Below are 26,844 nucleotides of genomic sequence, written 5' to 3' on the forward strand. Positions count from 1 at the left end.
CGCCTTTCATATAGCGCGCGAAGATCGTTTTGCGAGCGCGGTTTGCATGTTCTTAGCCGCTGGATAAGCTGCCTGTCTGTCGTGTCTGTCCAATAACCTCAGATTTAGCGGGATACGCTACTGAACAAAGGAGACGCGCATGTATGATGTATCGCTGACTGAGTCGTTTTTTCCGGCACAGGCCGATACATCGATTGAAGCCATGACGATCCAGAGTTTGCTGGAAAAGCAGGCTGATGAGCGCGGCGATCAACTGGCTCTGCGTGAGCTGTTGCCGACGGGCGAAATGGGCCGCGAATGGACATACGCTCAGCTTAAGAATGACTCTGAGATACTGGCGCGTGCATTGGCATCGCGGCATGCGCCCGGTGCGCGTATTGCGATCTACGCCACCAACTCGCCCGAATGGGTGATGACGCAGTTTGCAGCCTCTTTGGCCGGATTAACCGTGGTGACTGTAAACCCGGCCTTTATCGCGCGGGAGCTGAAATATGTCTTGGAGCAGTCCGGGGCCGAGGCGGTGTATCACTCAACCGCTGCGCGCGGCACGCCGCTCGCGCCAGTTGTGGCAGAGGCCTGCGCAGATTTGCCGAGCGTGAAAACGCAGCAGGATTTTACCGATCTGGATGCCATGCTGGCAGGACATGAGGAAGGCATGCTCTCTCCATTACCCGGCGATGGCATTCTGCAAATTCAGTACACCTCCGGGACGACCGGATTCCCTAAAGGTGTCCTGCTACGACAGGCGGGCATCTTGCAGAACAATCTCGATCTGATGCGCCGCTGGGGCGCGTATCCCGGCGCGCTCGATCTTACACCTACACCGCTGTTCCATGCAGGCTCTTCCTGCTTCATGTTTGGCTGCCTTGCGGTGGGCATGATCTTCATCCCCATGCCGCATTTTGATCCTGCCATGATGCTGGAGGTGATCGAGCGCGAGAAGCCAGAATTTACCGGCGGCGTGCCCACCATGCTGGTGATGATGGTTGAAGAGGCAAAACGCAGCGGGCGTGATGTCAGCTCGGTCAAAGCTCTGATGGCCGGTGCCGCCATGGTTGCGCCAGAGTTGGCTTCCAGCGCGGAGAAGGTGTTCGGCGCGCCTATTCAGGTCGTGTACGGTCAGACCGAGTGCTCTCCAGTCGTTACATTCTGCCGGGCCGATGACAGCTTTCAGGATCGCACGACTACGATTGGTCAGCCTATCTCTCACCTCGATGTTGCGATCCTCGACCCGCAAACCAACGCGGTCTGTGCGCTGGGCGAGCAAGGGGAGATCTGTGCACGCGGAGGCGCCGTGATGGCGGGCTACAATGACAATCCAGAAGCGACTGCAGCGGTGATTGATAACGAGGGTTGGCTGCATACCGGCGATCTGGGTACGATGGATACGCGCGGCTTTGTGACGATTACCGACCGCGTGAAAGAGATGATCATTCGCGGCGGCGAGAATCTGTTCCCCGCCGAAATTGAAAACGCAATGTTGCTGCACCCGGCCATCGCGGAAGTTGCCGTAGCGGGCATTCCCAATGACAAATGGGGCGAGGTCGTGGGGTGCTTTATGCGGCTGGCTGACGGTGCACCCAAGCCTTCGTCAGCGGACTTGAAAGCCCATATTCGCGAACATTTGTCGCCGCAAAAAACGCCGCAGCATTGGGTCTGGATGAAGGAATATCCGCTAACCGGCTCGGGCAAGATCCGCAAATTTGCACTGGCCGATAGTTTTGTTGCGCATGAGTTCGCAGGTCAGGAGGCTTAAGCAGCCTGCCAGATATCGTTCTCGCCTGACACCATCCCTCGCCGTTCCAGATCGATAATATGCGCTGTGACTGACAGGGCCGCCGCTTTGTTTAGTCGCGGATCGAGCCCCTTATACATTTGCGGCACGAGTGCTTCGATGGATTGCGCCTTTTCACCCAGCAACCGCAAAATCTGGTTTTCTCGCTGGCGGCGATGCCCGATCATGGAGCGGACAAGCTGGCGCGGCTTTTCAACTGCGGGGCCATGCGCTGGGTAATAAATCCGATCCTCACGCTCATAGATTTTGTCGAGACTGCGCATGTAATCGCCCATCTCGCCGTCGGGAGGCACAATAACGCTGGTCGACCAGCCCATCACGTGGTCGCCAGTAAACAACGCACCACTCTCTTCCAGTGCAAAACATAGGTGATTGGAGACGTGGCCGGGGGTTGCCACTGCACGCAGGGTCCAGCCCGGGCCAGTCATTGCCTCTCCATCCTCAAGCACTCGATCAGGCTCATAGTCAGCGTCAAATCCCTCGTCAGCGCGGGGACCATCGACCACATCCATTGCGATCGGGGCGCACCCAACAATGGGGGCGCCCGTCCGTTGCGCTAAGGGGCGCGAAGCAGGCGAGTGATCGCGATGTGTATGCGTGCACATGATCGCGCAAACATGCTCTTCGCCTATCGCCGCATCCAGCGCGAGCAAGTGTTCTGGCTCATCCGGGCCAGGATCGATCACAGCGCAACCATCGCCCATTCCGACAATATATGTTTGTGTGCCGGTAAAGGTGAACGGGGAAGGATTTGGCGCGAGGACACGGCGCACTAGCGGTTCGATTTCTTCGGCTTTGCCCGTGGGCCACGGCTTTGGAGGTGCTTTGACCATGGAGTATCTATGGAGTGTGGATTGCGCTGTGTCACGTGGGAGTTATGGTTGAGATTGCGGAAAGGGAGAGAACGCAGATAATGGCCGACAAGATTCTGGTTTTGGATGAGGGGACGACCTCCACACGCGCGATGGTTTTCGCGCGTGATGGCGAGATGGAACAGGTCGCTCAGGAAGAGCTAACGCAGCATTACCCGCAATCAGGTTGGGTGGAGCACGATCCTGCCGAGATTTGGTCCAAGACGCTTTCCTGTGCGCGCCGCGTAGTTGAGGCTGCAGGCGGAGCGGATGCCATCGCGGCCATAGGGATCACCAATCAGCGCGAAACGGTTGTTGCCTGGGATAAATCGTCGGGTGAGCCGCTATGCCGAGCTATAGTCTGGCAAGATCGCCGGACCGCGGATTTTTGTGCTGAGCTGAAAGAGCAGGGTCACGAGACCCTGTTTCAACAAAAGACGGGCCTGCTGCTCGATCCCTACTTCTCCGGCACGAAGATGCGGTGGCTACTCGACAATGAGGCGTCGGTGAAATCGGCCCAGGCTGCGCAAAGGTTGGCGCTTGGCACAGTGGAAAGCTGGCTGACCTACAAGCTGTCCGGCGGTACTCATATCTCCGATGCGAGCAATGCCTCGCGCACGCTCTTGCTCGCCTTGGACGGGGCAGGCTTTGACCCCGAGCTGAGCGAAGTTCTGGGTGTACCTGTCGACGCTCTGCCAAGGGTCGTTGACACGCATGGGCAATTGGCAATGTGCGGCGCAGAATGGTTCGGCAAGGAAATCCCGATTTGCTCGATGATCGGCGATCAGCAGTCTGCAACTATCGGTCAAGGGTGCCTGTCTCCCGGCGATACGAAAGCAACATATGGGACGGGTGCGTTTGTGCTGACCAATAATGGCGGCGAGATTCCCAAATCAGAAAACCGTCTGCTCGGCACGGTACTGACGCAGGAACATGGGAAACGGGCTTATGCAACAGAAGGGTCGGTTTTTGTCGCAGGTAGCCTGGTGCAGTGGCTCAGGGACACGCTGGGTCTCATCAGCAGCGCGGCAGAAACCGAAGCCCTAGCCCGATCTATCCCGGACAATGGCGGCGTTGTGATAGTTCCCGCCCTGTCAGGTTTAGGGGCACCGCACTGGCTGCCGAACGCGCGCGGTGTAATCACGGGGCTGTCCTTCGCCAGCGGCAAGGCAGAAATCGCGCGGGCAGCGCTGGAGGCGATGGCACATCAGACGTATGATTTGGCACAAGCTTTTGCGGTACGATGGCGCGCAATGGTCGGGGCTGAAAATCGATGGCGGTATGAGCGCGAACGATTGGATGGCGCAGGATATGGCGAATATGCTTGGCTTGACCGTTGAACGGCCTGACTTTGTTGAGACAACGGCGCTGGGGGCGGCGCTCAGTGCGGCAGTTGGGGCGGGGCTCTATCCAGACCTGGCCAGCGGTGCTGAGGCTATGCGTGGCGCGACAAAGCAGTTCGAGCCGCAGATTAACGATGCCTCGCGCGAAAAACGCCTCGCGGCCTGGCGCAAGGCGCTATCGGTAGTCTGATTTTCCAGGGGGCTTTCTGTCGTTCGCGACGCGTGCGTTAGCCACCAAAGGCCGAGGCAATTCGCGAATGCATATTCTGCACACCGCTAACGGCCTCCGCACTGGCTTGACGCCAGCTTTCATCCAATCGTGCGATGCGATCATACATTTTTTCGCTTTCGCGGATTAGGCTCTGCGTCTCGGGCATAAGCTGGCGAAGCTGTGTTGGGTCAGAGGGGCGTTCTTCGGCCAGCGCACCATGACGCTCCATTTGTACTGATGACAATTCGCCTTCGATATACGCTCTTTGGTTCAGCAACCATGCAAGCATATGCATGACGCGTGTTGTTGTGCGAAGCCCCTCAATCGAGAGCGCAATCCGCATTGCGTCATTCTCATCGTCGGCGTCCCTTGCGCGTCTGTTTTCGCGTACGTCGAATATCGCGCGTACTTCATCCGCCAGAATAAGAGCTTGCGTGTAGAGCTCTTCAACAATGGGCTTTCTTATGGCTTTGTCGGTTCTCATGGCGACCTGCGCTATTGCGAAATTATCATCAAAGCTATTGCCACAAATACTATGTCCCGCAATTGAACGGGCAACAGGGCCAAGATTTACCAGTCATATGCTCAGCAGATACTGGCCCTAAGCAATTATGTCTGGCACCAGATTGTCTTCGATCATGGCTATGTGATCACGAATCTTGAGCTTACGCTTTTTCAGTCGGGCAATCTGCAGCTGATCGGTGGCTCCAGCCTCTGTCAGCGCCGAAATTGCCGCATCCAAGTCGCGGTGTTCGACGCGCAGCATTTCAAGACGCTTTTTGAGTTCTTCTTCTGTCACGTCTTTCGCTTTCGACCCCGCTTCTTTTCAATGTCGATTCCTCGCATCCGTGCGATACCTTATCGATTGGCCCTTCGCAAAACGTAAAGCTTGTGGTTGAATAGTGATGTCGCGGCGCGTCCGCTTGGCGAGTCGCTGACCTTCACAGGTGCGGACATTGGTCTGCGCCACTTGGTTTGAGATTCAGGAGAACGCTCTATGCAATCAGCCCCAGTACAGTCCACTCATGTCGACGCGCTTCAAGCGAAACATGCCGGCTTGGAAGCTCAATTGCGTGAGGAGCTTTTGCGACCGCACCCTGATGAACAAGTGGTCCAGACCCTGAAGAGGCGAAAGCTCAAGATAAAGGAAGAACTGGCGTCGATCTGAGCCATAATGGCTTCAAGTCTGACAAGTTAGGCCAAAACCCGCATACCGCTTCCGCAAAGCTCGGCGTCTGCTATAGGGCGCCTATATGACCGCCGCGACCACTAGCGCACGACAGATTCTGACCCGCCTGCATGAAGTAATGGCGGCGCGTAGCCATGCGCAGCACAAGCTTGATCGCGTGGTTCAGATTATCGGCGAAAGTCTCGATAGTGAGGTATGCTCAATCTATCTGCTACGCGACGGCGCCCTGGAGCTTTATGCAACCCGGGGTCTGAACCCAGAGGCGGTGCACGTTACACGCATGGGTATCGGCGAAGGGCTGACGGGTACCATTGTCAAAAATATCGAGATGCTGAATCTGGCTGAGGCCAAGGCGCATCCCGACTTCCTCTATCGCCCCGAAACAGGTGAAGAGAAATTCCACTCCTTTGCCGGTGTGCCGATCGTTTACCGAGAGCGAGCCGTAGGTGTTTTGTGTGTCCAGCATGTTGACCCGCGCCGCTATGAAGATGTCGAGATCGAGGCGTTACAAACAACCGCAATGGTCCTGTCGGAATTGATCGCGCATAATGAGCTGGTTGATGGCGAGCATGCGCGGGGATTGGGTGAGATCGATACCGGCCCAGCCATGATCAACGGTCTGACCCTTGTGAAGGGCCTGGGTGGGGGCAAGGCGGTGTTTCACCAGCCCCGCGTTGAAATCACGCAAGTCATGGCGGACGATATCGAGGCCGAGCGTCAGCGGGTCTATCGCGCTTTTGACAAGATGCGTGACCAGATCGATACGATGGCAACGCAAGTCGAATTTGGCAAAGGCGGCGAGCATGATGAAGTGCTCGAGATGTATAAAATGTTCGCCTATGACGAGGGGTGGTCGCGGCGAATTAACGAAGCCATCGACTCTGGTCTGACGGCTGAAGCGGCAATCGAACGGGTCCAACAGCGTACCCGAATGCGTATGCGCGAGATTGATGATCCGCTGCTGGCCGACCGCATGCACGATCTTGAGGATTTGTCGAACCGGCTGTTGCGCATTGTCGCAGGCCAGCTCGGCACCGCGGCGACACAAGGCTTGCGGCAGGACGCGGTACTGGTTGCGCGAAATCTGGGGCCGGCAGAACTGCTCGAGTATGATCGGCGCAGGCTGAAAGGCGTCGTGCTGGAAGAAGGCTCGCTCACCGCGCATGTCGTCATCGTGGCTCGAGCTATGGGTATTCCTGTCCTTGGCCGGGCAACCGGATTGCTGCGTCAAGTGCAAGAGGGTGATGAGGTCCTGCTGGACGCTGACAAGGGCGTGGTAACGCTGCGTCCAAGCCAGCCAATGACTGATGCATTCGATGCGCGTTTCGCCAAAAGTCGAGAACGCGCCGCGACATATGCAGCCATGCGCGATGTCGAGCCAGTGACGGCCTGCGGGACGCGCGTAGAGATTCTGATGAATGCGGGCCTTCGCGACGATGTCAGCGCGCTTCAGCTGACAGGTGCGGACGGGATTGGTCTTTTCAGAACTGAGTTTCAGTTTTTGGTCTCTGCGACACTTCCACAGCGCGAACGCCAAACCAAGCTTTACAAAGACGTTTTGGATGCCGCTGGCGAAAAGCCGGTTATTTTCCGAACGGTCGATATCGGCGGTGACAAGGGTGTGCCCTATCTGAGCTCCGACGCGCTGGAGGAGGAAGAGAACCCCGCGATGGGTTGGCGTGCTCTGCGCCTTGCTCTTGAGCGAGAGGGGCTACTCAAGGCTCAGGCGCGCGCTTTGCTCGAAGCGGCGGCAGGGCGGAACCTCAAAGTCATGTTCCCCATGGTAAGTGAGCCATGGGAATTCGATGCGGCGAAAGAGGTCTTTGAAAAACAGATTGCATTTATGAAGAAGCACCACCGGCGTTTGCCGGATAATGTCGAATATGGTGCAATGGTGGAGGTTCCAGCTCTGGTCGAGGTTCTGGATCAGATGGCGGGGCGGCTGTCATTCCTGTCGGTGGGCACGAATGATTTGACTCAATTCCTGTTCGCCGCGGACCGTGCCAATCCGAAGCTCGCACAGAGATATGACTGGCTCAGCCCCGCAATCCTGCGTTTTCTCAAACGCATTGTGAACGGGATTGAGGGTGACCAAATTGATCTTGGTGTTTGCGGAGAAATGGGCGGGCGCAGGCTTGAGGCGCTGGCTTTGTTGGGCATTGGTTATCGCCGCCTGTCTATCACGCCCGTTGCGATTGGCCCCATCAAGGAATTGGTCACCAAAGTTGATCTTGCGGAAATCACCCAATTGATGGACGACTGGCTCGCCGCACCCAATGAGAGTTTGCGCGTGAAGCTCAAAGAATGGGCCGAAGAGCGCGGCATCGAGACCGACTAGGCGTTTTCCCCGCCTCCGCTGACTTAGGTTCACCGCATGCGTGGCTCGGTTGATCAGATTGGGACATCGCGAAAAAGTTAATATTCGTCGTTACGCTTGACAGTTGTACGAAATCGTCATTTCCTGTGCGCAAGGAACGAGCACAGTTCCAACCCAAGCCCAAAGCCGATGGGGATCGCATGGCTGAAAGTGAAAGCGAAGCAAACGAATCTACGTTGCTGAATAGCGCGGGTGAGAGGCTGCGCGCCGCTCGCACGGCCAAGGGAATGGAACTGACACAGGTCGCCGCTGAAACACGCATTCCCCAGCGCCATCTTGTCACGATAGAGGAGGGCGACTTCACTGCCCTACCGTCGCGCACTTACGCGATTGGCTTCGCGCGAACCTATGCAAGAGCAGTGGGCGAAGACGAAAGCGCGATCATCACGCTGGTCCGTGATGAATTGGCAGTGGCTGGCGAAGATGCAGAAACGTCCCGCCCGGCAACGTTCGAACCGGGTGACCCAGCCAGAATTCCTTCGCGCGGGTTGGCGCTCATGTCGCTTTTGGCAGCCGTGCTTTTGATCGTCGGCGGGTACACGTCATATCGCACCTATTTCGCGCCGGGCGCTGGTCCGGCCCCTTTGCGGGACGACACCGTTCAAGTGGCTGAAAACGCACCTGGCGAAGCAACGATTCAAACGACCGCAGAAACGATGCCGTCGGGAAGGCAGCCCGTAACCTTCACCAGCGAGGAAGACGGCACATGGGTCAAATTCTATGATGCTAGCGGCGAACGCCTGTTCGAAGCACAAATGGCAGCCGGAGAAAGCTACACCATTCCAGCGGATGCAGATGGTCCCCAGATATGGACCGGGCGACCCTATGCCCTGGCGATCACGGTTGGCGGCGTAAGCGTGCCGAAACTGTCTGAGAGCGACGAAGTGATCAAGGACGTGCCCGTAACGGCCGAGGCGTTGCGCACACGCAGCACTGTGCTCTGGACAATCAGAGATCATCGACGCGACTTGATTTGAAGGGCGCGGGCAGGGCAGGGCAGGAGCGAGCTGTCGAGGTAACTCGAATTGCGCTCTCCCGTCAATTCAGGTGGGATAACAGTCTTCATCCTCTCGACAGGGTGAGTCGCCTACGGCATTTCCGATGAATACGCAGCTTTTTAGGAGCCTCTGACAATGAACGCTCGTGCCCTGATCACGACAACGCTTGCCGCAACCATGCTGGCGACCCCGGTGCCAGTCCTGGCCCAGTCTGAAAATGACGAAGCACGGATGCGCAAGCTTGAAGCAGAGGTTAGAGCGCTGCAAAGGCGTGTGTTCCCCGGCTCTGAAGGCCGTTTCTTTGAGCCGGAGATCTCTGGCTCTCCCGCGCAGACTACCAGCACTACCGCGCCTTCAACGACTGCGGTTACTGACATTTTGTCGCGGCTTGATGCGCTGGAGGTTCAGATTCAGCGGTTGACCGCGTCGAGTGAGGAAAGCAGCAATGCAATGAGCCTGTTAGCGGCGCGCATTGATGCGCTGGAAGGTCAAGGCGCTCCTACGACCATTGGTACGCCAGCAGCTCTGCCAACTTCCGGCCCGGTTCTAAGTCAACCGGCCACCACTACAGCAAATACAACCCCGGCTCCTGCTGACGCGCCAGCAGTCGCATCCGGCCCAAGCGCGGAACAGCCTGGAAGCGGTGCAAGCGATTGCTAAGCCGCAATCTGACGACGCGGCGGATGATGAATATTCTTATGGTTTCCGCCTTTGGAATGCGGGTTTCTTTCCAGAGGCTCAGCAGCAGCTGACAATGTTCGTTGAGCGTTACCCATCGCATTGGCGCACCACATATGGGCGAAATTTGCTCGGGCGGGCGTATCTTGATGACAACAAGCCCCGCGAAGCAGCGCCTTGGTTCCTAAACAATTATCAAGCAGACAAATCTGCTGCGCGGGCAGGCGACAGCCTGCTCTATCTGGCCGAGGCGATGATTACGCTCGAAGATACTCAACGCGCTTGTATCGCGCTGGCAGAATTCGCCGAGACCTATCCGGCGCTGGCCTCTGGACGTTTGCAAGGTCAGTATGAGCGCAATCGCGCAAGGGTGAGCTGCAATTGATAGCAAGCCTGATCTTGCGGGAATTGACCCTGAGCTAGTTACGCGGTTTCGGCGCGATCTGGAAAGTGTTTATCCGGAAGTGCGCTCTGACCTGCGGAAGTTCGGCCTCGCCGTTTCGGGCGGGCCGGACAGTCTGGCGCTTCTGTTGCTAGCCAAGGCTGCTTCCCCCGAGCTTGTTGAGGCCGCCACCGTCGACCATGGCCTACGTGCAGAAGCTCCTGATGAAGCGGCGTTTGTCGCTGATATATGCGCACAATTGGCGGTCCCGCACCGGATCCTGACGGTGAATGTTGCACCCGGTAATGTGCAGGCCAATGCTCGCGACGCGCGATATGCTGCGCTCTCTGACTGGAAGGAGGCGCGCGGCCTTGATGTCATCCTGACCGCGCATCATGCCGATGATCAGGCGGAGACCCTGCTTATGAGGCTTAACCGGGGGAGCGGTCTGTCGGGTCTCTCTGGTGTGCGTGCGGTTGGCAAAATCCCTGGTCGATCAGGGCGCGTACTGAGGCCGTTGCTGGGCTGGCGAAAGGCTGAGCTTGAAGCTGTTTGCGCATCGGCAGGTATCACGCCCGTCGCTGATCCCTCTAACGAAGATGACAACTTTGATCGGGTGCGTATTCGCAAGGCGCTGGCACAAGCAGACTGGATTGATACTGAAGGTTTGGCGCGTAGTGCACGGCTATTGAGCGAGGCGGCTGATGCGCTGGATCGACTGGTTGACGAAACTTACGAGCGACGGGTCGAGCGATGCGGCGATGGATATCGCTTTGCGATCGAGCAAGCCGATTTTGTGCGGATCGAGGTAGTCCGCCGCATCTTTGCGCATATGGATGCCGAGCCGTCTCGTTCAGAAATCGCGCGATTAGTTGCGCGACTTTCAAGCCAGCAAAATGCCTCTCTGGCTGGTATTCTCGCTAAATGTTCAAGCGAAGGAAGCTTCAAGGATGAAGAGCACACAACGGTCTGGTGGAATTTCGTGCCAGAGCCGCCGCGTCGGACAGGCTAGTGGCTAGTGAAGTCGCTAGATAACGCTGTCACCCACACTCATACGTTTGCCATCGGTGATGATCACCACATCGCCTTTTTGTGCGATGTCATAGAGCCGGTCTGCGAATTCATCCGGCACGGCGATACAACCATGGCTGGCATAGCCATTTTCGACTTCGGACCCGCCATGAATGGCAATGCCATCCCAGGTGAGGCGCAGCGTCCATGGCATTGGGGCATTGCCATACTTTTCGGAGACGTTGTGGCGTTCTTTCGTCAGGATCGGGAATGTACCGAGCGGGGTGGGATGTTCTTCTGTACCAAGCATCGCGACTGCCGCGCCGATCTCGTACCCATCGCGAAACACCGAGATCACACGTGCTTCGAGATCGACTGTCATGACGAGTTTGCCGTCCTCAGGAACCCCGTCAACATTCCAATGCCAATCACCATACTTCATCGGGCCTTCGATTGGCAGCACCCGCCTGATTGTGAAGGCTGCGGCTTCGCGCTTCTGGGCATCCGCCTGAAATTTGGCCGCAACCGCGCCGAGCGGAGCAAGCGGCTCAGCGTCCGTTGTTTTCGCAAGTTGCGCATCTGCCTTGTCGCTGAACGTTAGACCCGCAAGCGTAAGCCCGCCCAATGCAAGAATCGCGACCAAAGTAGCGCCGCCCAACCATTTCAACGTCGTTGACATGCGAACTAAATAGCCGCTCCAGTGTCAAAAATCCACCTCGCCGCTCCCGCGCGTCTCTGACCGGTACGCCGAGGTCGCAAAGGTAAACGCGTTGCTTGGAGGCCTAGTCAGCGAAGCTCACAAGCAATCGCCCAAACCACGTCTGCGGTTTCGTTGGTACGGCCAAGGCTTTCGCGCGTTGAGGGCATTCAAGGCAATATGCCTGCATACCGTTGGCAGACATCAATCGGTTCAAGTCAGCCTGTAATTGGCCGAAATGCCGATTTTGCGCCTGTGCAAGCCGCGCGACAACATCGCCGCTGGCTTTGCCGCCGTCGGCCTCGCCGCCATTGCCGAACAGCATTTGGCGCAGCAGCGAGTCGTACGCGCTGGGCTGTGTGCCGATATATTTCGCATGCCACTCGCCATCGCCAAGTTTCGCTTGTTCAGCGGTCCATGCAAGCGCGGTCGCAAGGCCGCCATATTGATCGACTAGCCCGATCTGACGCGCGGCGCCGCCATCCCAGACACGGCCCTGACCGATCCGGTCAGCTTCTTCGCGCGACAGGCTGCGCGCTTCGGTGACGCGATCAAGGAAATCTTCATAGCCATTTTCGATATTGGCTTGGATTATGGCGTCCACCTCTGGCGTGAAACCGCCAATAATATCGGGTTGGCCGGAGAGAGGGGTGGTCTGCACGCCGTCGACATTCACACCCCATTCGGCCCCCAGACGCTCCAGCGTCGGGATCACCGCGAAGATGCCAATCGACCCTGTTATGGTTTCAGGTTCGGCGAAGATCCTGTCAGCCGGGGTCGAGACCCAATAGCCGCCGCTCGCCGCGACATTCGCCATGGACACTGCAATCGGAATGTCATTGGCTTTGTGGCGCAGCACGGCGCGGCGAATTTCCTCGCTCGCCAAGACTGACCCGCCCGGTGAATCCACACGCACGACCAGTCCTGCGAGCTCATCATCCAGTGCCTCGTCCAGCAGGTCAGCTATCCGTGTACCCCCGGCAACGCCTGGTCCGGCCTCACCGTCAACGATCTCGCCCGCGATAGTAATCACACCAATTGGCTTGCCCGAGGTGTCTTCACCGACATTTTGCAGCCATGGGCCGAGTTCTGTGGCGGCATACGGATCATCTGACCAACTGTTTTCGCCAACGATCTCTGCAACATGGGCTTCAAACTCTGAACGATCGCCAAGCGTATCGACCAAGCCAGCACTCATCGCAGCCGTCGCGAAGTCCCCATCCGCAGCCTCAATCCAGGCAACCGGGTCGCGTGTGATCTGATCCAGATCGACTTCATCGCGCGCCTTTTTGACATGCGCCTGCCATTCTTCCCACAAAGCGCCATATAGCGCGGAATAGTTTTCGCGTGCTTCCGGCGACATTTCGTTACGCAGATACGGTTCCACTGCACTCTTATAGGTGCCAACGCGATAGACCCTCGCATTGACGTTCAGCTCATTGAGTAACTGCCCGTAATACAGCCGTCCGCCACCGGGACCTGCGACGATTGCTCCGCCGAGTGGATCCATCCAGATCTCGCTGGCGTGCGAGGCAAGCAAGATGGAATCGTCGAAATAGGCGGTGGCGTAAGCGAGTACAGGTTTGTCAGCAGCGCGCACGCGGCCAAGCGCCTCGCCGATTGTCTGCAGGTTCACATGTCCGCCGCCCAGAAAACCATCAAGGTCCAGAACAACGGCCCTGATCCGATCATCAGTTGCCGCAGCATCAATTGCGCGTACGAGATCGCGAGCCTGAAACTCTGGAATCGGGGTTCGTCCCGAAACGAATGTCTCAAACGGATCGATCTGAGTTTGCTCCTCAACGATCACGCCGCTGAGTTCGAGCAGAAGCGCGCCTTCGCGCACTTGAGCAGGGCTGGGGCGAGAGGTCAGGACCGCGAATAGTGCCCAGAAAAACAGCAGCATAAAGACGAGCACTAGCCCGTCTTTCACGCCGACCAATAACCGCCACACCTTGCCTGCAAAACGCATGCGAAACCTCAAAATCCATTGCTTTTCGCACCTTACCTAGTGCCGAAGTATGAAAAGACCATGCAAAACTGCTTGAGCGACTGACCTGCCTCGACTAGGGGGCTGACTTTAATGACAGTATCGAACACTCCACCGGTCATGCCTTCGCAGCATGATGGACGCTACCCGGCGGGCCGTATGGCGTTTCCCCATCGCGACCTTACTGGCATTGGGCATCTGGAACGGCATGAAATTCTCTTCCTGCTAGATGAGGCCCAGCAATGGGTGGAGCTGAACCGTCAATCGAATAAACGCAGTGATGCTTTGGCTGGGCTGACCATCATCAATGCGTTCTTTGAAAACTCTACCCGCACGCTGTTAAGTTTTGAAATCGCTGGCAAAAGGCTGGGTGCGGATGTGGTGAATATGCATGCCGCCCAATCCAGCGTGAAGAAGGGCGAGACGCTGATCGACACTGCAATCACGCTCAATGCGATGCGGCCTGATGCAATTGTTATTCGCCATGGATCGAGCGGGGCGACACAACTGATCGCGAGCAAGGTCGATTGCCCGGTCTTAAATGCTGGTGATGGAAGCCATGAACATCCGACGCAGGGTTTGCTGGATGCATTGGCGTTACGCCACGCCTTGCGAGAACGGGGTGAGGCCGCAGATGATTTCACCGGGCACACCATTGTGATCTGCGGTGACATAAAACACAGCCGGGTCGCACGCTCTAATCTGCTGTGTTTACAAGCGCTTGGGGCGACCGTGCGACTGTGCGCGCCGCCTGCATTGATGCCATCCGGGATCGAGGCGATGGGCGCTGAAGTGTTTCACGATTTCGATGCGGCGCTGGATGGTGCGGATGTTGTCATGATGTTGCGCCTGCAGACAGAGCGAATGAGCGGCCAGTTCATCCCCTCTGCGCGTGAATACCATCATCTCTATGGCCTAACGGAGCAGCGCCTGGCCAAGGCCGCGCCGGATGCGCTGGTTATGCATCCCGGCCCGATGAATCGCGGGGTGGAAATCGACAGCGAAGTTGCTGATTCCATTGATCAATCAATTATCACTCGGCAAGTTGAGATGGGCGTCGCGATCCGCATGGCATGCCTCGAAGTGCTCACCCGTTCGACGCGCGGCGTTGAGGGGTGGCAAGCATGAAGCAGGCGAAACCCCTTGCGATAACAGGTGGCCGCGTTGTCGCAGATGGCGGCGTCATTGAATCAGTTGTCCGCATCATTGACGGATTGATCGCTGAAATTGGCGACATAACCCCGCACAATGGCGATGAGATCGTGGATGCAGGGGGAAAGCTAGTCGCGCCCGGCCTGATCGATTGCGGTGTCTTCGCGATCGACAAGCCTGCATTTCATTTTGGCGGGATCACCAGAGCGGCGCTGATGCCAGACCAATCGCCGCCGCTCGATCTGCCCAGCCGCGTTTCCTACATCGCGAAAAGCGGCAAGCCCGACCTTTGGGTGCATCCCATGGCAGCGGCTACTCGCGACCTTGCTGGCACCGAGCTGGCAGAGATTGGGCTGATGAAAGAGGCTGGTGCGCGCGGTGTTGCGACCGGGCGCGAATGGATTTCGGACAGCGGGGTGATGCTGCGCCTGCTGCAATATGCGGCCAGCCTTGATCTGCCAGTCATCACGCACGCTGAGGATGCGGCCATTGTTGGTGACGCCGTTGCAACAGCGGGCGAGATGGCGACGCGGCTTGGATTGCCCAGCGCGCCGGCAGAGGCAGAGGCGCTGGCTTTGGCCCGCGATATAGCGCTTGCGGAAATGACCGGGGCCAGAATGCATTTCCGGCAGGTCACAACGCGGGCTGGGCTCGATTTGGTGCGTCAGGCGAAACAGCGCGGCGTGAACATCACCGCTGGCGTAACCCCGGCGCATTTCATGCTGTCGGACCTCGCGATGGCCGATTTCCGCAGTTTCGCGCGGCTTTCGCCGCCTTTGCGCAGCGAGGATGATCGCCATGCCGTGCGTGACGCCATCGCCGACGGCACCATCGACATCATCGCCTCAGGCCACGACCCACGCGGACCGGAGGATAAACGTTTGCCTTTCGCGGATGCAGAGCCGGGCATGGCCGGGGCCGAGACCTTGCTGGCGATGACGCTCAGCCTGGTGCGCGATGAAGTGATCGATCTGCCCCGCGTTTGTGATCTGCTGGCCAAGGCTCCCGCGCGGCTATTGGGCGTTGATGCAGGCGAGCTGCGCGAAGGGTATGAGGCGGATATCGCGATTGTTGATCCGGACAAGCCCTGGGTGGTGAAAAGCGCCAAGATGGCAGCGACCGCGGGCAACACGCCGTTTGACGGGCAACCGACACAAGGGCGGGTGCTCAAACTGTTTAAGGGCGGTGTTGGGATCTAGTTCTGAGTTCTTGACCACATCCGGGTGCGAGCGTCCTCAAATAGCGAAGCGATAGGACAGACAAGAACGCGTGGAGGGTGCGGGTGGCTGCGGTCGCTAAGGCCAAAAAAATCCCCTCCCGGATCGCTCCGAGAGGGGATTTGCTAAGTCTTTATCGTTGGATGGAGTGCGCTACCGTCAGAGCTTGGGACTCTCTAGTGATTAACGCGCCGCAACCCGGACATTGTTATCAATTGTTCCTGGCAGCGGATTATTTGCGGCGTAGGCAATGCAGCCTGCACCACCGCGTTTAACTTGCGAACACATGCTCACCGCAGAAGCTTTGGCGAAACCGCCTGCTGCAACGCGATAGTAAATCTTGCCTTTGACTTTGGCCTTGCTGATCACCTTCTGAGCATCTTTCAGCTCTGGGTGGCGGGCCAGGAAGACTTTCCACGCGGCCTGTGCGTCAGACATTGAGAAGTATGAGCCAAGCTGGACGCGGTAACCGCCGTCGGCAGAGGCCATCTCTGGTGCTGGTTTCGCAACTGGTTTGGCCGATGGTTTTTTGACCGGGGCGGCTTTTGCAACGCGTTGAGTGTGCGGAATTTTCTGCACGATCTCACCGCTGGAATAGCTGACGCCATTTACCTTTTTGACGCTAGCCGGACTAGCTGCTGCAGTTTTGACAGCTGGCTTAGCCACCGGTTTTGCAACTGGTTTGTTCACGACAGCCTTTGCCACGCGAGGTGCCGCTGGCTTTTGGGTCGGCTTAGCTGCGGCCATTTTTACAGGAGCAGGCTGTTTAGCCGGTTGGCTATCGACCGCGCTGGTCCAGTCGCTGACCGCTGGCAGTTCGCCCTTAGTGGCTGATGCTGGCGTCATGACTGGGCTTGCAGCAGCCATTGCTGGCGCCTGCTTGTTCTTGCTGGCCCCGTTTTCACTGGCAAGCATTGGAACGCTTGGGTGATTGCGCAGGGCAAGCTCAACCGGCTGACCCGGGTCGGCAACGATTGGAACGCCCAGCAGCGATGCGACGCGTGCCTGATGATATCCGTTTGCTGATGTAACCGCCCATGAACCCAAGCGCTCGTCAACTTTATGTGCAGGCAGATCTTGTGCGACCATCAGGCGGGCTGAACGCCAATCGCCTTTCAGGGCATAGGCATAGGCCAGGTTCTGACGAACTTTGGCCGTGTTCTGGCCGGACCGCAGAGCATTGCCGAGGACATGGATGCCCTGCTGTGGGCGGCCAGCCATCGCAACGGCAAGACCGAAGTCAGCCGGATCAAGGTCTGCCTCATATGTATCGAGTGTCTTCAGCGCGGTCGATGATTGGCCGGCAGCCATTTGCGCCAAGGCATAGCTGATGATCGTGCGCGCATCGGTATCGCCCAGCTCAACCGCTTCGCTAAATGTAGTGGCAGCAGAGCCGAAACGACCTGCTTCCATATATGCGCTGGCAAGAAGAGCACGATTTTCAGCAGCGCGCGGCGCGGCCATAACAGCAGCCTCAGCGTGCTTGATCGCCTTGCTTGCCTTGCCTTTTTTCAGGGCAACTTGCGCCTCACCTGAAGAGTGCGATGCCTGCGGAGCAACCTTTGTGCTGCAACCGGCCAGCGTCGCACTGGCCAGTGCTGTGGTGACAGCCAACCCGATCATACGGGTGCGGTTCGCTGACTTATCCTTGCTCATCAATCCTCTCCTTGAGGCAGTAATCATCAATATCTGGGTTCAGCCGCGCGATACTTGCGTGGCGAGTTCGTCGATTTCGGGCATGTCGCGCAGCAATGTGTCGAGTGCTTCGGTCACAAACTGTTGTGCGCTACAATTGCGGATAGTGCTGGCCAGACGGAGGCGCAGGTGACGCTCCGGATCAAGGCGCAGAGTAAAGGCAGCGCGTTTGCCGCCCTTCAGAATTTTGGGAGCGCTCGGCGATTTGCGCTTGGGTAGGTCCAGCTTGCCGGCCAATTGGTCAAGATTGGTTTTTACAGGGTTGGGCGCCTTGGACACCATTTCTGGTGTGGTGCTGACCTCAGCCGTGTCTGACGCAATCGGTACGACATTGGATAGAGCGCCACCTTCCAGCATCTCTTCACCAGCCTCATCGCCCATGTCATTCCAGCCGAGATCCTCCAGATTGGCAGCAGACAGATCGCCATTCATCGCCTCAGCCAGATTGCTGGCCAGGCCCAGTTGCGGACGCATGGCCGGCTTTGCGCCGCCTTTGCGGGCAAGCAGGGTTGGGCAAAGTGAGGCGAATGAAGTGTCTGTCATATCTGGTCTCCGCTGATTCCCGTGTCCGGTCGTATGCCCTTACTGGGCAACCCGGCGGCCAAAGCCGCCGCCTGGACGTGCAGCACCGGGTGCTGCGGCTTGCATCGTGTTCGGCGCGGCGAAGACGGTGCGGCGGAAGTTCTTCTCGAGACGATCAGAAATATATTTCCACAAGGCGACCATTTCAGCAGAGCTGCGGCTCGCAGGGTCTACTTCCATGACTGTGCGGCCATCGATCATTGATGCTGCAAAGTCAGTGCGGTGGTGCAATGTGATCGGCGCAACGGTGCCATGCTGTGACAGGGCAACGGCTGCTTCTGATGTGATTTTCGCTTTCGGTGTCGCGGCGTTCACGACGAACACCAGCGGCTTGCCAGCACGCTCACACAGATCGACCGTGGCACCAACAGCGCGCAGATCGTGCGGGCTGGGGCGTGTCGGTACGACAATCAGTTCAGCGACCGAAATCACTGACTGGATCGCCATGGTAATCGCTGGCGGAGTGTCAAGAACGGCAAGCTTAAAGCCCTGCTGGCGCAGAACCGCCAGATCATTGGCCAGACGGGCGACAGTGGTTTGTGCGAACGCAGGATAGTCATCCTCACGTTCATTCCACCAATCGGCGAGTGATCCTTGTGGATCGATATCAATCAATACGACTGGGCCAGCGCCAGCGCGCTGTGCCTGAACGGCAAGGTGTCCGGACAACGTAGTTTTGCCCGATCCGCCTTTTTGTGATGCCAAAGCCAGTACTCTCACGGCCTTGTCCCCCTGTCTAGTAGCCCTAGGTTGCTCAATGGTGTCACCGTGGATCGATGACGTCAGCAATGGGATCGCAGACTAGAACTAATTTTAGGTTAACCAGCGGCGCGAAATGCGTGATGCCGGGTTGGTGTGCTTATGTCGCAAGAGTTCACTAACGCACTGTTTACCATAAGTGTGTATGTAGCAGCGAGAGAAAGAAACTCAGTGAATTATTGGGGCCGTAAAATGATCCGCACATCGATCCGGAAACGCCAGATTACCCGTACATGGCTGTTGGCAGGTGCTGTATTCTTTGCCAGCTCAACCGCTTCGCTTGCTGACGTCAAGGCAGGCGTTGATGCATGGAGTGCAGGGGATTATGACGCGGCTGTTCGGGAATGGTCAGGGCCGGCGGCCCAAGGCGATCCCGATGCGCAGTTTAATATGGCGCAGGCTTACCGTCTGGGGCGTGGCGTCACTGCCGATCCGGCGCAGGCTGAGGAGCTTTACCGCAAGGCGGCGGCGCAAGGCCATGTGAAGGCAGGCGACAATTATGGTCTGCTGTTGTTCCAGAATGGGCGGCGTGAAGAGGCCATGCCATATGTCACCGCTGCGGCAGGCAGGGGCGATCCGCGCGCGCAATATTTAATCGGGATCGCGCACTTTAATGGCGATCTGGTCGAGAAAGACTGGGTACGCGGCTATGCAATGATGACATTGGCCAGCAACACCGGTCTGCCTCAGGCGCGCAATGCGATCACGCAAATGGATCAGTATGTTCCACTGGCTCAACGCGAAGCTGCGCAGATTTTGGCGCAGCAATTGCGGGCCGAGGCAGAGGCCAATCGGGCACGCGACTTGGCTGCCGTCGATTTGGCCCTTGGGTCTCCAGCGCAGACCAGTTCGCCCGCACAGACGCGCGTACCCGCTCCGGCGAGCACGCGTCCAACGCCACCAACCGCAGCAAGTGCAGGCGCTGATTTCGCGCGGCCAACATCCACCACGCCCGTTTCTGCGCCGCCGCCTGTACAAATCGCGTCGGCTGCGCCAGCGACGCAAGCCGTGGCTCAGCCCGCACCAGCACGTGTCGCGCCAGCTCAGCCTGCGCCGCGACCGGCGATGAACGGCCCCTGGAAAGTCCAGCTTGGCGCATTCGGTAGACCCGGAAATGCGGATCGACTATGGCGCAAGGTTAGCGTTCATCCCGCCCTTGCAGGGGCGCAAAAGGTCACTGTGCCCGCGGGCAGGATCACCCGATTGCAGGCTGGCGGTTTCGTTTCGCGGACTGCTGCAAACTCGGCATGTTCTGCGCTGAAGCGTAGCGGTCAGGATTGTCTCGTTACTCGGTAATTCTCACGAAAGCCCTTCCGCTTCTGCATTGGTGTGCTAGTGCAGTGCATCACGTGGGAGGAATGTGTGAGCACAAGCACGAGTACTGGCGCAGCGCCGGATGCTGAAGAGGTCTCAACCGAAGGCGTAAGCCCAACCGGGCTCTCCGCAACCCGGATCGGTAGCCTCGACTTCATTCGCGGGCTGGCCGTCATGGGAATCCTCGCCGCCAATATTGTCGCCTTCGGCCAACCGTGGAATGCCTACACCTACCCGGACGCATTCCTGACCGAGCATGGCCCGGCAGAGGATTGGATGTATATCATTCAGCTCACTCTGATTGACGGCAAAATGCGTGCCCTGTTCACGATGCTGTTCGGGGCGGGGATATATCTGTTTATGGAAAAAGCGTGGGCCAAGGGGCACACTCGGGTGTTACAGGCGCGCCGTCTTTTCTGGCTGCTCATATTCGGCCTGATCCATTTCTTCTTTATCTGGATGGGCGACATCCTGACCTATTATGCGCTGATCGGCTTTGCTGCGCTCGCCTGCGTCGGTTGGTCAGCATCCCGTCAATTAAAGGTCGGCATCCTTGGCTATATCGCTGGCGGCATTCTCTATGGCGCGATGATGACCATGCCGTGGGCCGTTGCCGATACCAGCTTTGGCGATGATGCCATGTGGGAAGAGATGCGCACGGATCTCGATGCAGGCATTGTCGAGGCGTTCGAAGATGATCGGATCGATACGGCTTTGATCCAGTCAGGGGATTATGCCGGTTATGTCACTCACCGTGTAACCGAAGACTGGTGGGAGCCGATCGGGAACACCTTTTTCTTCGCGATGGAGACCTTCCCGCTAATGCTGATCGGGATGGCTCTGTACCGCTATGGCTTTTTCAGCGGAACGCTCGATCCCGGGAAGATGCGCAAATGGGGCTGGATCGCCTTCTTGGGCGGCGGCGCAATGACACTGGCAATCGGCCTATGGGCGAAGGCGAACGGTTTCACATTCTACGGGTCACTGGCCGCGATGATGGGGTGGAGCGTGCTGCCGCGCCTTGTCATGGCAGTTGGTCTGGCGGCTTTGCTTGTATTGTGGAGCGCGAATGCCACCGGGTGGTTCGCGCAGCGTGTATCGGCGGCGGGTCGCGCCGCATTTACCAATTATCTGGGCACCTCAATCCTGATGCTGTTTGTGTTCCACGGCTGGGCCGGGGGCCTGTTTGGGGAGCTGACCCGGGGTCAGCTGTATCTCGTCATGGTCGGCACCTGGGTCATTATGCTGCTGTGGTCGAAGCCGTGGCTTGATCACTTCCGCTATGGCCCGCTGGAATGGCTGTGGCGTTGTCTGACCTATGGTCGGCTATTCCCCTTTAAGAGATAGACATTCGCGGTATTTTCGATCTTTGTGATCGCTAAAGGCGAATAGATTCAGTTGAATAGCGTTTTTCCAGTGCGAATGGGTCGCAAAACCGCTTGCTATTGAGAATAAGTCGCATAAACTGGCAAATGCGAATCAATCGCAGGAGCTTTCGAACCGATGTATACATGCATCTGCAACGCCATCAGGGAAACCGATCTTCGCCGCGCGGCAAAGGCATGTTCGGGCGATGCGGAAGCGGTGTATGCGAAACTGGGTAAGCGGCCCAATTGTGGTCAGTGCTTGAAAGAGGCCGACGGCATCCTGTTTGAAGAGCGTGAAATGGCTTGCGAAGCAGTAGCAGTTTGAGGTGAAAACTCGCTACTGACAATCGCTCGCAAATGGCGGAATTCCGCCGTTTCTGACCCCCGCTGCCCTTGAAATCATAACCTCTCCGGCCCTATGTGCTGCGCAACGAATTCAGTTTAGTGCATCACAGGAGCATGTCCCCATGAAGGGCGATAAAAAGGTCATCGAATTTCTCAACAAGGCTCTCACGAACGAGCTGACCGCGATCAACCAGTATTGGCTGCATTATCGTGTGCTCGACGATTGGGGTGTGACGAAGCTAGCCGCGTATGAGCGCAAGGAATCCATCGAAGAGATGGAGCATGCGGACAAATTGGCCGCGCGCATCCTCTTTTTAAATGGACTGCCTAACTTTCAGGCGGTCCATAAACTGCGCGTCGGTGAGACGGTCGAGGAGATTCTCAAGGCCGATATGGCGCTGGAGGAAGACGCGATCCCATTATTGCGCGATGCCGCAGAATACGCGAATTCAATTAAAGATTTCGCATCAGGCCAGCTGTTTGAAGATATCCTCGCCGCCGAAGAAGAGCATGTGGACTTCCTTGAGACGCAGTTCGATATGATCGAGCGGATGGGCCTGGAGAATTACGTACAGCTGCAAAGCCAGGCAGCGGGTGAGGGTGGCTAGGGTTAAGCGGCCTTTGCCAGTTCTGATTTAATCCTTATCCATCAAACCATGGCGTGGTTGCCCCCGGGCGGCCACGACCGTTTCCATCGCAAAGTGGATTAGCCCGGTGATCAGGAACACCATGGTGGTTATCCACGCGATGGCGATGATTGTGCCAATGCGCGGGCTGATGAAGGCGCTCACGAATAGTAACGCGATGACGACGCAAATGGTCAGCGCAGCAGCCGTGCTGAACATAACCGCGCGTTGAGCCAGCCGGCGCCTGTTGCATAGTCTGGCGAGATCGAGCCTGTCCTTCGCCGTCATCTCGTCTTCCATTTGCATTTGAAATCGCTCGATCCGGTCAGCGATCCAGATGAGCCGCGCCATCATCACATTCATGACTGCGCCGATCCCGGCCAGCAGGAAGGCCGGGGCAAGGCTGATCCGCACCACCTCTTGAACGCGCATTGTGCTGGATGTCTGCGCGATCAGGTCAGTCGCTATGGTCGAGGATGCAAGGATGTCGAGCATCACGTCTTGCTTGAACCGCCGCTATAATTACCGCCACCACCGCGATTGGCGTTATACGGGTTCTTGGGCGACTTGAGCACAACGCGAACAGGTACCGCCTCAAAGCCCAGCTTCGCCCGGATTCCGTTGACCAGATAGCGTTCATAGCTCTTGGGAAGATCATCCAGCCGCGTACCGAAAACCACGAAGCGCGGCGGGCGCGTGCCTGCTTGCGTAATATAGCGAAGCTTGATCCGCCGTCCGCCCGGCGCGGGTGGCGGGTTGGCCGCCATCGCATCGTCGAACCAGCGATTGAGCGCAGCGGTCGGCACACGTTTTGACCAACTTTCGCGGATTTCAAATGCCGCGCCCAGCATGGTGTCGAGACCCTTACCGGTCTTGGCTGACACAGCGAACAATGGCAGGCCGCGCACCTGCGCCAGCCCATCATCCAGCGCGCCGCGAATGCCGTTAAACAGGCTGCTGGCGTTTTCGGCCACATCCCATTTGTTGATCGCGATCATCAGCGCGCGACCTTCTTCCAGTACCATGCTGGCGATCTTGAGATCCTGATGTTCCAGACCCTGCGTCGCATCGAGCAACAGCACCACGACCTCCGCAAAATCAATCGCGCGGCGTGCGTCAGCGACGGATAGCTTCTCCAGCTTCTCAGTCACATTGCGCTTCTTACGCATGCCGGCGGTATCAATCAGACGGATATCGCGGGTCTCGCCGCTCTCTGGGTCTTCCCATTGCCAGTCAATCGCGATGGAATCGCGGGTTATTCCGGCCTCTGGCCCGGTCAGCAGGCGATCCTGACCGAGCAGGCGGTTGATCAGCGTGCTCTTGCCCGCATTTGGCCGCCCGACAATGGCCAGCTTTAGCGGGCCGGTGGGCACCCCGTCGTCATCGTCTTCGTCTTGCGGCGCATTCGCGGCTTCCTGCGCCGCGTCTGCTTTTTCGCCGATCATTGGCCAAAGCGCGCTGAACAGATCGGCGATCCCCTCGCCATGTTCAGCCGACACCGGTGCGGGATCACCCAGGCCCAACGCATAGGCCTCCAACACTCCGGCCTCGCCAACTTTTCCCTCTGCCTTATTCGCGACAACAGCCACGGGCACATCCTGCTCGCGCAGCCAGCGGGCAATTTCTTCATCAAGCGGCGTCAGGCCCGCGCGGGCATCGACCACAAACATGACGGCATCCGCGCCCTCCAGGCTGACCTCTGTCTGGATCCGCATGCGTCCGGGCAGCGTTTCAGCGTCTTCATCTTCCCAACCCGCGGTATCGACGACTGTAAATTCCAGGCCCGCAATATTGGCATCACCCATGCGCCGGTCGCGTGTCACACCCGGCTGATCATCGACGAGCGCCAGTTTTTTGCCGATCAGCCTGTTGAACAGGGTCGACTTGCCGACATTGGGACGGCCGATGATGATGACGGTTGGTTTCATTGTTTCGTGAGGTGGCCCCTATCCCTTCACTTAGCAAGGTGGGACTGGCGCTCGATGTGCTTATTCTGGCTTCAGAGAAAGTTGATCCGGGTGACTGTCCTCACGTAGCGAAGCGGTAGGACACAAAAGCGCGTGGAGGGTGCGGGAGGCATGGTTCACACCAACGAAAACTAATCCTTCTTCGCAACAGGCGGATCATCGCCCATATCGTCAAACCATGCCTCGACCGGGCCTTTGAGCTTGACCATCAGCGGCTTGCCCTTGCGATCAACCGTTTTGCCCGCCTGCACGCGCACCCAACCTTCGGAAATGCAGTATTCCTCAATATTGGTGCGCACGGTCCCCTTAAACTTGATCCCGACGCCGCGCGGTAATGCGTCGGCATCGAAGTACTTCGAATCCGGATGGATTGAGAGGCGGTCTGGCGGGGTCTGTGGTTTGGTGTCTTCAGTCATGCTGCGAGCCATTAGGCGCGGAATGCGCCCCCGGCAAGCGGCACAATGGCGATCAAATGCCCGATCCATGCCGACTCTGCTTGCCCTTTTGCCGACATACGATTAGAGGCACGCGCCTGAACGCGCGGCGGCGGCTGTCGGCGCGCGGCTTCGTTTGGGTATGCGGGCGTGGCGGAATTGGTAGACGCGCTGGTTTTAGGTACCAGTATCGAAAGATGTGGGGGTTCGAGTCCCTTCGCCCGCACCAAGCTGTGCCGCACACGTCCATGCAGACGTAAGTTATTGACCAATAAAGTGTATTGAGAAAGTCAGAGTGCCATCCATGCAGATCAAGGAAACGACCAATAAGGGTTTGAAGCGCGCCTATGAGGTGACGATCCCCGCCAGTGATATCGCCGCACGCGTTGATGCGGAAATCAAGAAGGTCGCCCCGCAAGTGCGCATGCCCGGCTTCCGCCCCGGCAAAGTTCCTGCGAATCTCGTTCGCAAAATGCATGGCGAACAAATTCACGCGCAGACGATCAATGATGTTTTGCGCGAATCGATTGAAAAGACGCTGGCCGATAATGAGCTGCGTCCGGCGATGCAGCCCAAGGTTGATCTCAAGGAAGGCTATGAAGAAGGCAAGGATGCTGAGCTGAGCCTTGAGCTGGAAGTCCTTCCAGAAGTCACCGCCCCGGATACGGACGGCTTGAAGCTGGAGCGTCTGGTTGTTCCGGTAAGCGACGCTCAGATCGACGAAGCGGTCGAGCGCATTGCGGGCCAGAACAAGAGTTATAAGGACGCGGCGAAGTCCAAGAAAGCCGCTGAAGGTGACCAGCTGATCATCGATTTCGTTGGCCGCACCGATGGCGAAGAGTTTGAAGGCGGCAAAGCCGAAGACGCGCCGCTAGTGATTGGTTCCGGCCAGTTCATTCCAGGCTTTGAAGAGCAGCTCGCTGGCTCCAAAACGGGCGACAAAAAAACCATCAAGGTTACTTTCCCGGAAGAGTATCAGGCGGAGCACCTCGCCGGCAAAGACGCTGAGTTCGACGTCACCGTTAAGCAAGTCAAAGTCGAAACCGACACTAAGGTTGATGACGAGTTCGCCAAGAACCTTGGCCTCGACAGCCTTGATAAGCTGAAAGAGCTGATGAAAGGCCAATTGGAGCAGGAAACTGCTGGCCTCACACGCACACAGATGAAGCGTGCGCTGCTTGATCAGCTAGCGGGTGATCATGACTTCGACGTGCCAGAGGGCATGGTTGATGCCGAGTTCGACCAGATCTGGGCGCAGCTTCAGCAGGAAGCGGCTCAGTCAGAAGATCCCGAAGCAACGCTGAAAGAGATTGAGGCGGAGAAAGACGATTATCGCGACATCGCGGTGCGTCGCGTGCGTTTGGGTCTGTTGCTGTCCGAAATCGGTCAGGCCAATGGCGTGGAAGTGACGCAGCAGGAAATGTCCATGCTGATCCAGCAGGCAGCGCAGCAATATCGCGAAGAAGATCGTGAGCGCTTTATGCAGTACATTCAGCAAGAGCCAATGGCCGCTGCTCAGCTGCGCGCGCCGCTCTATGAGGACAAGGTCGTCGACTTCCTGTTTGAGAAAGCTGACGTGACGACACGCGAAGTAACGCGTGAGGAGCTGGAAGCGGCAATCGAGGCGGAAGAAGAGGAAGCGGCTAAGAAGCCAGCGAAGAAGAAGGCTGCGGCCAAGAAAAAAGCGCCCGCCAAGAAGGCTCCGGCGAAGAAGGCTGCTGCGAAGAAGGCTCCTGCGAAAAAAGCACCAGCCAAGAAGGCGGCTGAGACAAAGCCTGCGGCGAAGAAGGCCCCGGCCAAAAAGCCGACGGCTAAGAAGGCTCCGGCCAAAAAGGCCGCCGCTAAGAAGAAGTAATCAGACCAA

General features: G+C 57.7%; 25 protein-coding genes, 1 tRNA gene and 1 pseudogene. 16 read left to right on the forward strand and 11 right to left on the reverse strand.

Annotated elements, in window-relative coordinates; all coding sequences use genetic code 11:
• Positions 1-139: 139 nt before the first annotated feature.
• Positions 140-1,756 (forward strand): class I adenylate-forming enzyme family protein, encoded by a 1,617-nt coding sequence (locus tag ACZ1GM_RS04025; protein WP_472677866.1) that lies wholly within the window; start codon positions 140-142, stop codon positions 1,754-1,756.
• On the opposite strand, the gene ACZ1GM_RS04030 is transcribed toward ACZ1GM_RS04025, so the two are convergent.
• A complete protein-coding gene (locus ACZ1GM_RS04030; protein WP_472677867.1) occupies positions 1,753-2,628 on the reverse strand; it encodes an MBL fold metallo-hydrolase in 876 nt (291 codons plus the stop codon). The genes ACZ1GM_RS04025 and ACZ1GM_RS04030 overlap by 4 nt on opposite strands.
• Before the next feature lie 80 nt (positions 2,629-2,708).
• Between ACZ1GM_RS04030 and ACZ1GM_RS04035 the strand changes: the two are divergent.
• A pseudogene (locus ACZ1GM_RS04035) lies at positions 2,709-4,179 on the forward strand (glycerol kinase).
• Positions 4,180-4,216: 37 nt separating this feature from the next.
• Here the strand turns inward: ACZ1GM_RS04035 and ACZ1GM_RS04040 are convergent.
• On the reverse strand, positions 4,217-4,684 hold the full coding sequence (locus ACZ1GM_RS04040) for a DUF1465 family protein (protein WP_472677868.1): 468 nt from the start codon (positions 4,682-4,684) through the stop codon (positions 4,217-4,219).
• Positions 4,685-4,801: 117 nt separating this feature from the next.
• Positions 4,802-4,999 (reverse strand): YdcH family protein, encoded by a 198-nt coding sequence (locus ACZ1GM_RS04045; RefSeq protein ID WP_472677869.1) that lies wholly within the window; start codon positions 4,997-4,999, stop codon positions 4,802-4,804.
• Between the two features lie 198 nt (positions 5,000-5,197).
• Here ACZ1GM_RS04045 and ACZ1GM_RS04050 point away from each other — a divergent pair, with 198 nt between their 5' ends.
• The 6 genes from ACZ1GM_RS04050 to tilS all read left to right on the forward strand — a co-directional run bounded on the left by ACZ1GM_RS04050 (position 5,198) and on the right by tilS (position 10,836).
• Positions 5,198-5,368, forward strand: coding sequence for a YdcH family protein (locus tag ACZ1GM_RS04050; RefSeq protein WP_472677870.1), 171 nt, complete (start codon positions 5,198-5,200; stop codon positions 5,366-5,368).
• A gap of 85 nt (positions 5,369-5,453) precedes the next feature.
• Positions 5,454-7,727, forward strand: coding sequence for a phosphoenolpyruvate--protein phosphotransferase (gene ptsP / locus ACZ1GM_RS04055; RefSeq protein ID WP_472677871.1), 2,274 nt, complete (start codon positions 5,454-5,456; stop codon positions 7,725-7,727).
• 179 nt (positions 7,728-7,906) lie between these two features.
• A complete protein-coding gene (locus ACZ1GM_RS04060) occupies positions 7,907-8,743 on the forward strand; it encodes a helix-turn-helix domain-containing protein (protein WP_472677872.1) in 837 nt (278 codons plus the stop codon).
• A 156-nt stretch (positions 8,744-8,899) separates the two neighbouring features.
• On the forward strand, positions 8,900-9,424 hold the full coding sequence (locus tag ACZ1GM_RS04065) for a hypothetical protein (protein ID WP_472677873.1): 525 nt from the start codon (positions 8,900-8,902) through the stop codon (positions 9,422-9,424).
• A complete protein-coding gene (locus ACZ1GM_RS04070; RefSeq protein ID WP_472677874.1) occupies positions 9,408-9,827 on the forward strand; it encodes a tetratricopeptide repeat protein in 420 nt (139 codons plus the stop codon). The genes ACZ1GM_RS04065 and ACZ1GM_RS04070 overlap by 17 nt, the downstream gene beginning before the upstream one ends.
• 79 nt (positions 9,828-9,906) lie before the next feature.
• Positions 9,907-10,836, forward strand: coding sequence for a tRNA lysidine(34) synthetase TilS (gene tilS, locus ACZ1GM_RS04075; protein WP_472677875.1), 930 nt, complete (start codon positions 9,907-9,909; stop codon positions 10,834-10,836).
• Positions 10,837-10,851: 15 nt separating this feature from the next.
• On the opposite strand, the gene ACZ1GM_RS04080 is transcribed toward tilS, so the two are convergent.
• Both ACZ1GM_RS04080 and sppA read right to left on the reverse strand, forming a co-directional pair.
• The gene (locus ACZ1GM_RS04080) at positions 10,852-11,514 is read right to left on the reverse strand and encodes a L,D-transpeptidase family protein (protein ID WP_472677876.1); all 663 of its coding nucleotides are present in this window, start codon (positions 11,512-11,514) and stop codon (positions 10,852-10,854) included.
• Positions 11,515-11,617: 103 nt separating this feature from the next.
• Complete coding sequence (gene sppA / locus ACZ1GM_RS04085) at positions 11,618-13,504, reverse strand: signal peptide peptidase SppA (protein ID WP_472677877.1); 1,887 nt, start codon at positions 13,502-13,504, stop codon at positions 11,618-11,620.
• A 111-nt stretch (positions 13,505-13,615) separates the two neighbouring features.
• Here sppA and ACZ1GM_RS04090 point away from each other — a divergent pair, with 111 nt between their 5' ends.
• Both ACZ1GM_RS04090 and ACZ1GM_RS04095 read left to right on the forward strand, forming a co-directional pair.
• Positions 13,616-14,650, forward strand: coding sequence for an aspartate carbamoyltransferase catalytic subunit (locus ACZ1GM_RS04090; protein ID WP_472677878.1), 1,035 nt, complete (start codon positions 13,616-13,618; stop codon positions 14,648-14,650).
• Positions 14,647-15,873 carry a dihydroorotase gene (locus ACZ1GM_RS04095; protein WP_472677879.1) on the forward strand — a complete coding sequence of 409 codons (1,227 nt, stop codon included), beginning with the start codon at positions 14,647-14,649 and terminating at the stop codon, positions 15,871-15,873. Before ACZ1GM_RS04090 ends, ACZ1GM_RS04095 begins: the two co-directional genes overlap by 4 nt.
• A 201-nt stretch (positions 15,874-16,074) precedes the next feature.
• Here ACZ1GM_RS04095 and ACZ1GM_RS04100 read toward each other — a convergent pair whose 3' ends face one another.
• From ACZ1GM_RS04100 to ACZ1GM_RS04110, 3 genes are read right to left on the reverse strand one after another with little or no spacing between them, the layout of a single operon-like run.
• Complete coding sequence (locus ACZ1GM_RS04100; protein ID WP_472677880.1) at positions 16,075-17,547, reverse strand: SPOR domain-containing protein; 1,473 nt, start codon at positions 17,545-17,547, stop codon at positions 16,075-16,077.
• Positions 17,548-17,586: 39 nt separating this feature from the next.
• Positions 17,587-18,129 (reverse strand): hypothetical protein, encoded by a 543-nt coding sequence (locus ACZ1GM_RS04105; protein ID WP_472677881.1) that lies wholly within the window; start codon positions 18,127-18,129, stop codon positions 17,587-17,589.
• A 39-nt stretch (positions 18,130-18,168) separates the two neighbouring features.
• Complete coding sequence (locus tag ACZ1GM_RS04110) at positions 18,169-18,888, reverse strand: AAA family ATPase (protein ID WP_472677882.1); 720 nt, start codon at positions 18,886-18,888, stop codon at positions 18,169-18,171.
• Positions 18,889-19,119: 231 nt separating this feature from the next.
• Here ACZ1GM_RS04110 and ACZ1GM_RS04115 point away from each other — a divergent pair, with 231 nt between their 5' ends.
• From ACZ1GM_RS04115 to bfr, 4 genes are all read left to right on the forward strand, one after another.
• Complete coding sequence (locus ACZ1GM_RS04115) at positions 19,120-20,223, forward strand: SPOR domain-containing protein (protein ID WP_472677883.1); 1,104 nt, start codon at positions 19,120-19,122, stop codon at positions 20,221-20,223.
• Between the two features lie 66 nt (positions 20,224-20,289).
• Entirely contained in the window at positions 20,290-21,588 is a 1,299-nt protein-coding gene (locus ACZ1GM_RS04120) for a DUF418 domain-containing protein (RefSeq protein ID WP_472677884.1), read from the forward strand.
• A 156-nt stretch (positions 21,589-21,744) separates the two neighbouring features.
• The gene (locus ACZ1GM_RS04125) at positions 21,745-21,933 is read left to right on the forward strand and encodes a (2Fe-2S)-binding protein (RefSeq protein WP_472677885.1); all 189 of its coding nucleotides are present in this window, start codon (positions 21,745-21,747) and stop codon (positions 21,931-21,933) included.
• 142 nt (positions 21,934-22,075) lie between these two features.
• Positions 22,076-22,561, forward strand: a complete 486-nt coding sequence (bfr, locus tag ACZ1GM_RS04130) for a bacterioferritin (protein WP_472677886.1) — start codon at positions 22,076-22,078, stop codon at positions 22,559-22,561.
• A 27-nt stretch (positions 22,562-22,588) separates the two neighbouring features.
• On the opposite strand, the gene ACZ1GM_RS04135 is transcribed toward bfr, so the two are convergent.
• The 3 genes from ACZ1GM_RS04135 to ACZ1GM_RS04145 all read right to left on the reverse strand — a co-directional run bounded on the left by ACZ1GM_RS04135 (position 22,589) and on the right by ACZ1GM_RS04145 (position 24,962).
• Positions 22,589-23,074: a DUF2721 domain-containing protein gene (locus ACZ1GM_RS04135; RefSeq protein ID WP_472677887.1), complete on the reverse strand. Its 486-nt coding sequence runs from the start codon at positions 23,072-23,074 to the stop codon at positions 22,589-22,591.
• The gene (gene der / locus ACZ1GM_RS04140; protein ID WP_472677888.1) at positions 23,074-24,507 is read right to left on the reverse strand and encodes a ribosome biogenesis GTPase Der; all 1,434 of its coding nucleotides are present in this window, start codon (positions 24,505-24,507) and stop codon (positions 23,074-23,076) included. The genes ACZ1GM_RS04135 and der overlap by 1 nt, the downstream gene beginning before the upstream one ends.
• 170 nt (positions 24,508-24,677) lie before the next feature.
• The gene (locus tag ACZ1GM_RS04145; protein ID WP_472677889.1) at positions 24,678-24,962 is read right to left on the reverse strand and encodes a DUF3297 family protein; all 285 of its coding nucleotides are present in this window, start codon (positions 24,960-24,962) and stop codon (positions 24,678-24,680) included.
• Between the two features lie 162 nt (positions 24,963-25,124).
• Here ACZ1GM_RS04145 and ACZ1GM_RS04150 point away from each other — a divergent pair.
• Positions 25,125-25,209, forward strand: a tRNA-Leu gene (locus ACZ1GM_RS04150).
• Positions 25,210-25,284: 75 nt separating this feature from the next.
• Positions 25,285-26,835, forward strand: a complete 1,551-nt coding sequence (gene tig, locus ACZ1GM_RS04155; RefSeq protein ID WP_472677890.1) for a trigger factor — start codon at positions 25,285-25,287, stop codon at positions 26,833-26,835.
• Positions 26,836-26,844: the final 9 nt, after the last annotated feature.

The organism is Qipengyuania sp. JB2-7 (genome assembly GCF_055693485.1).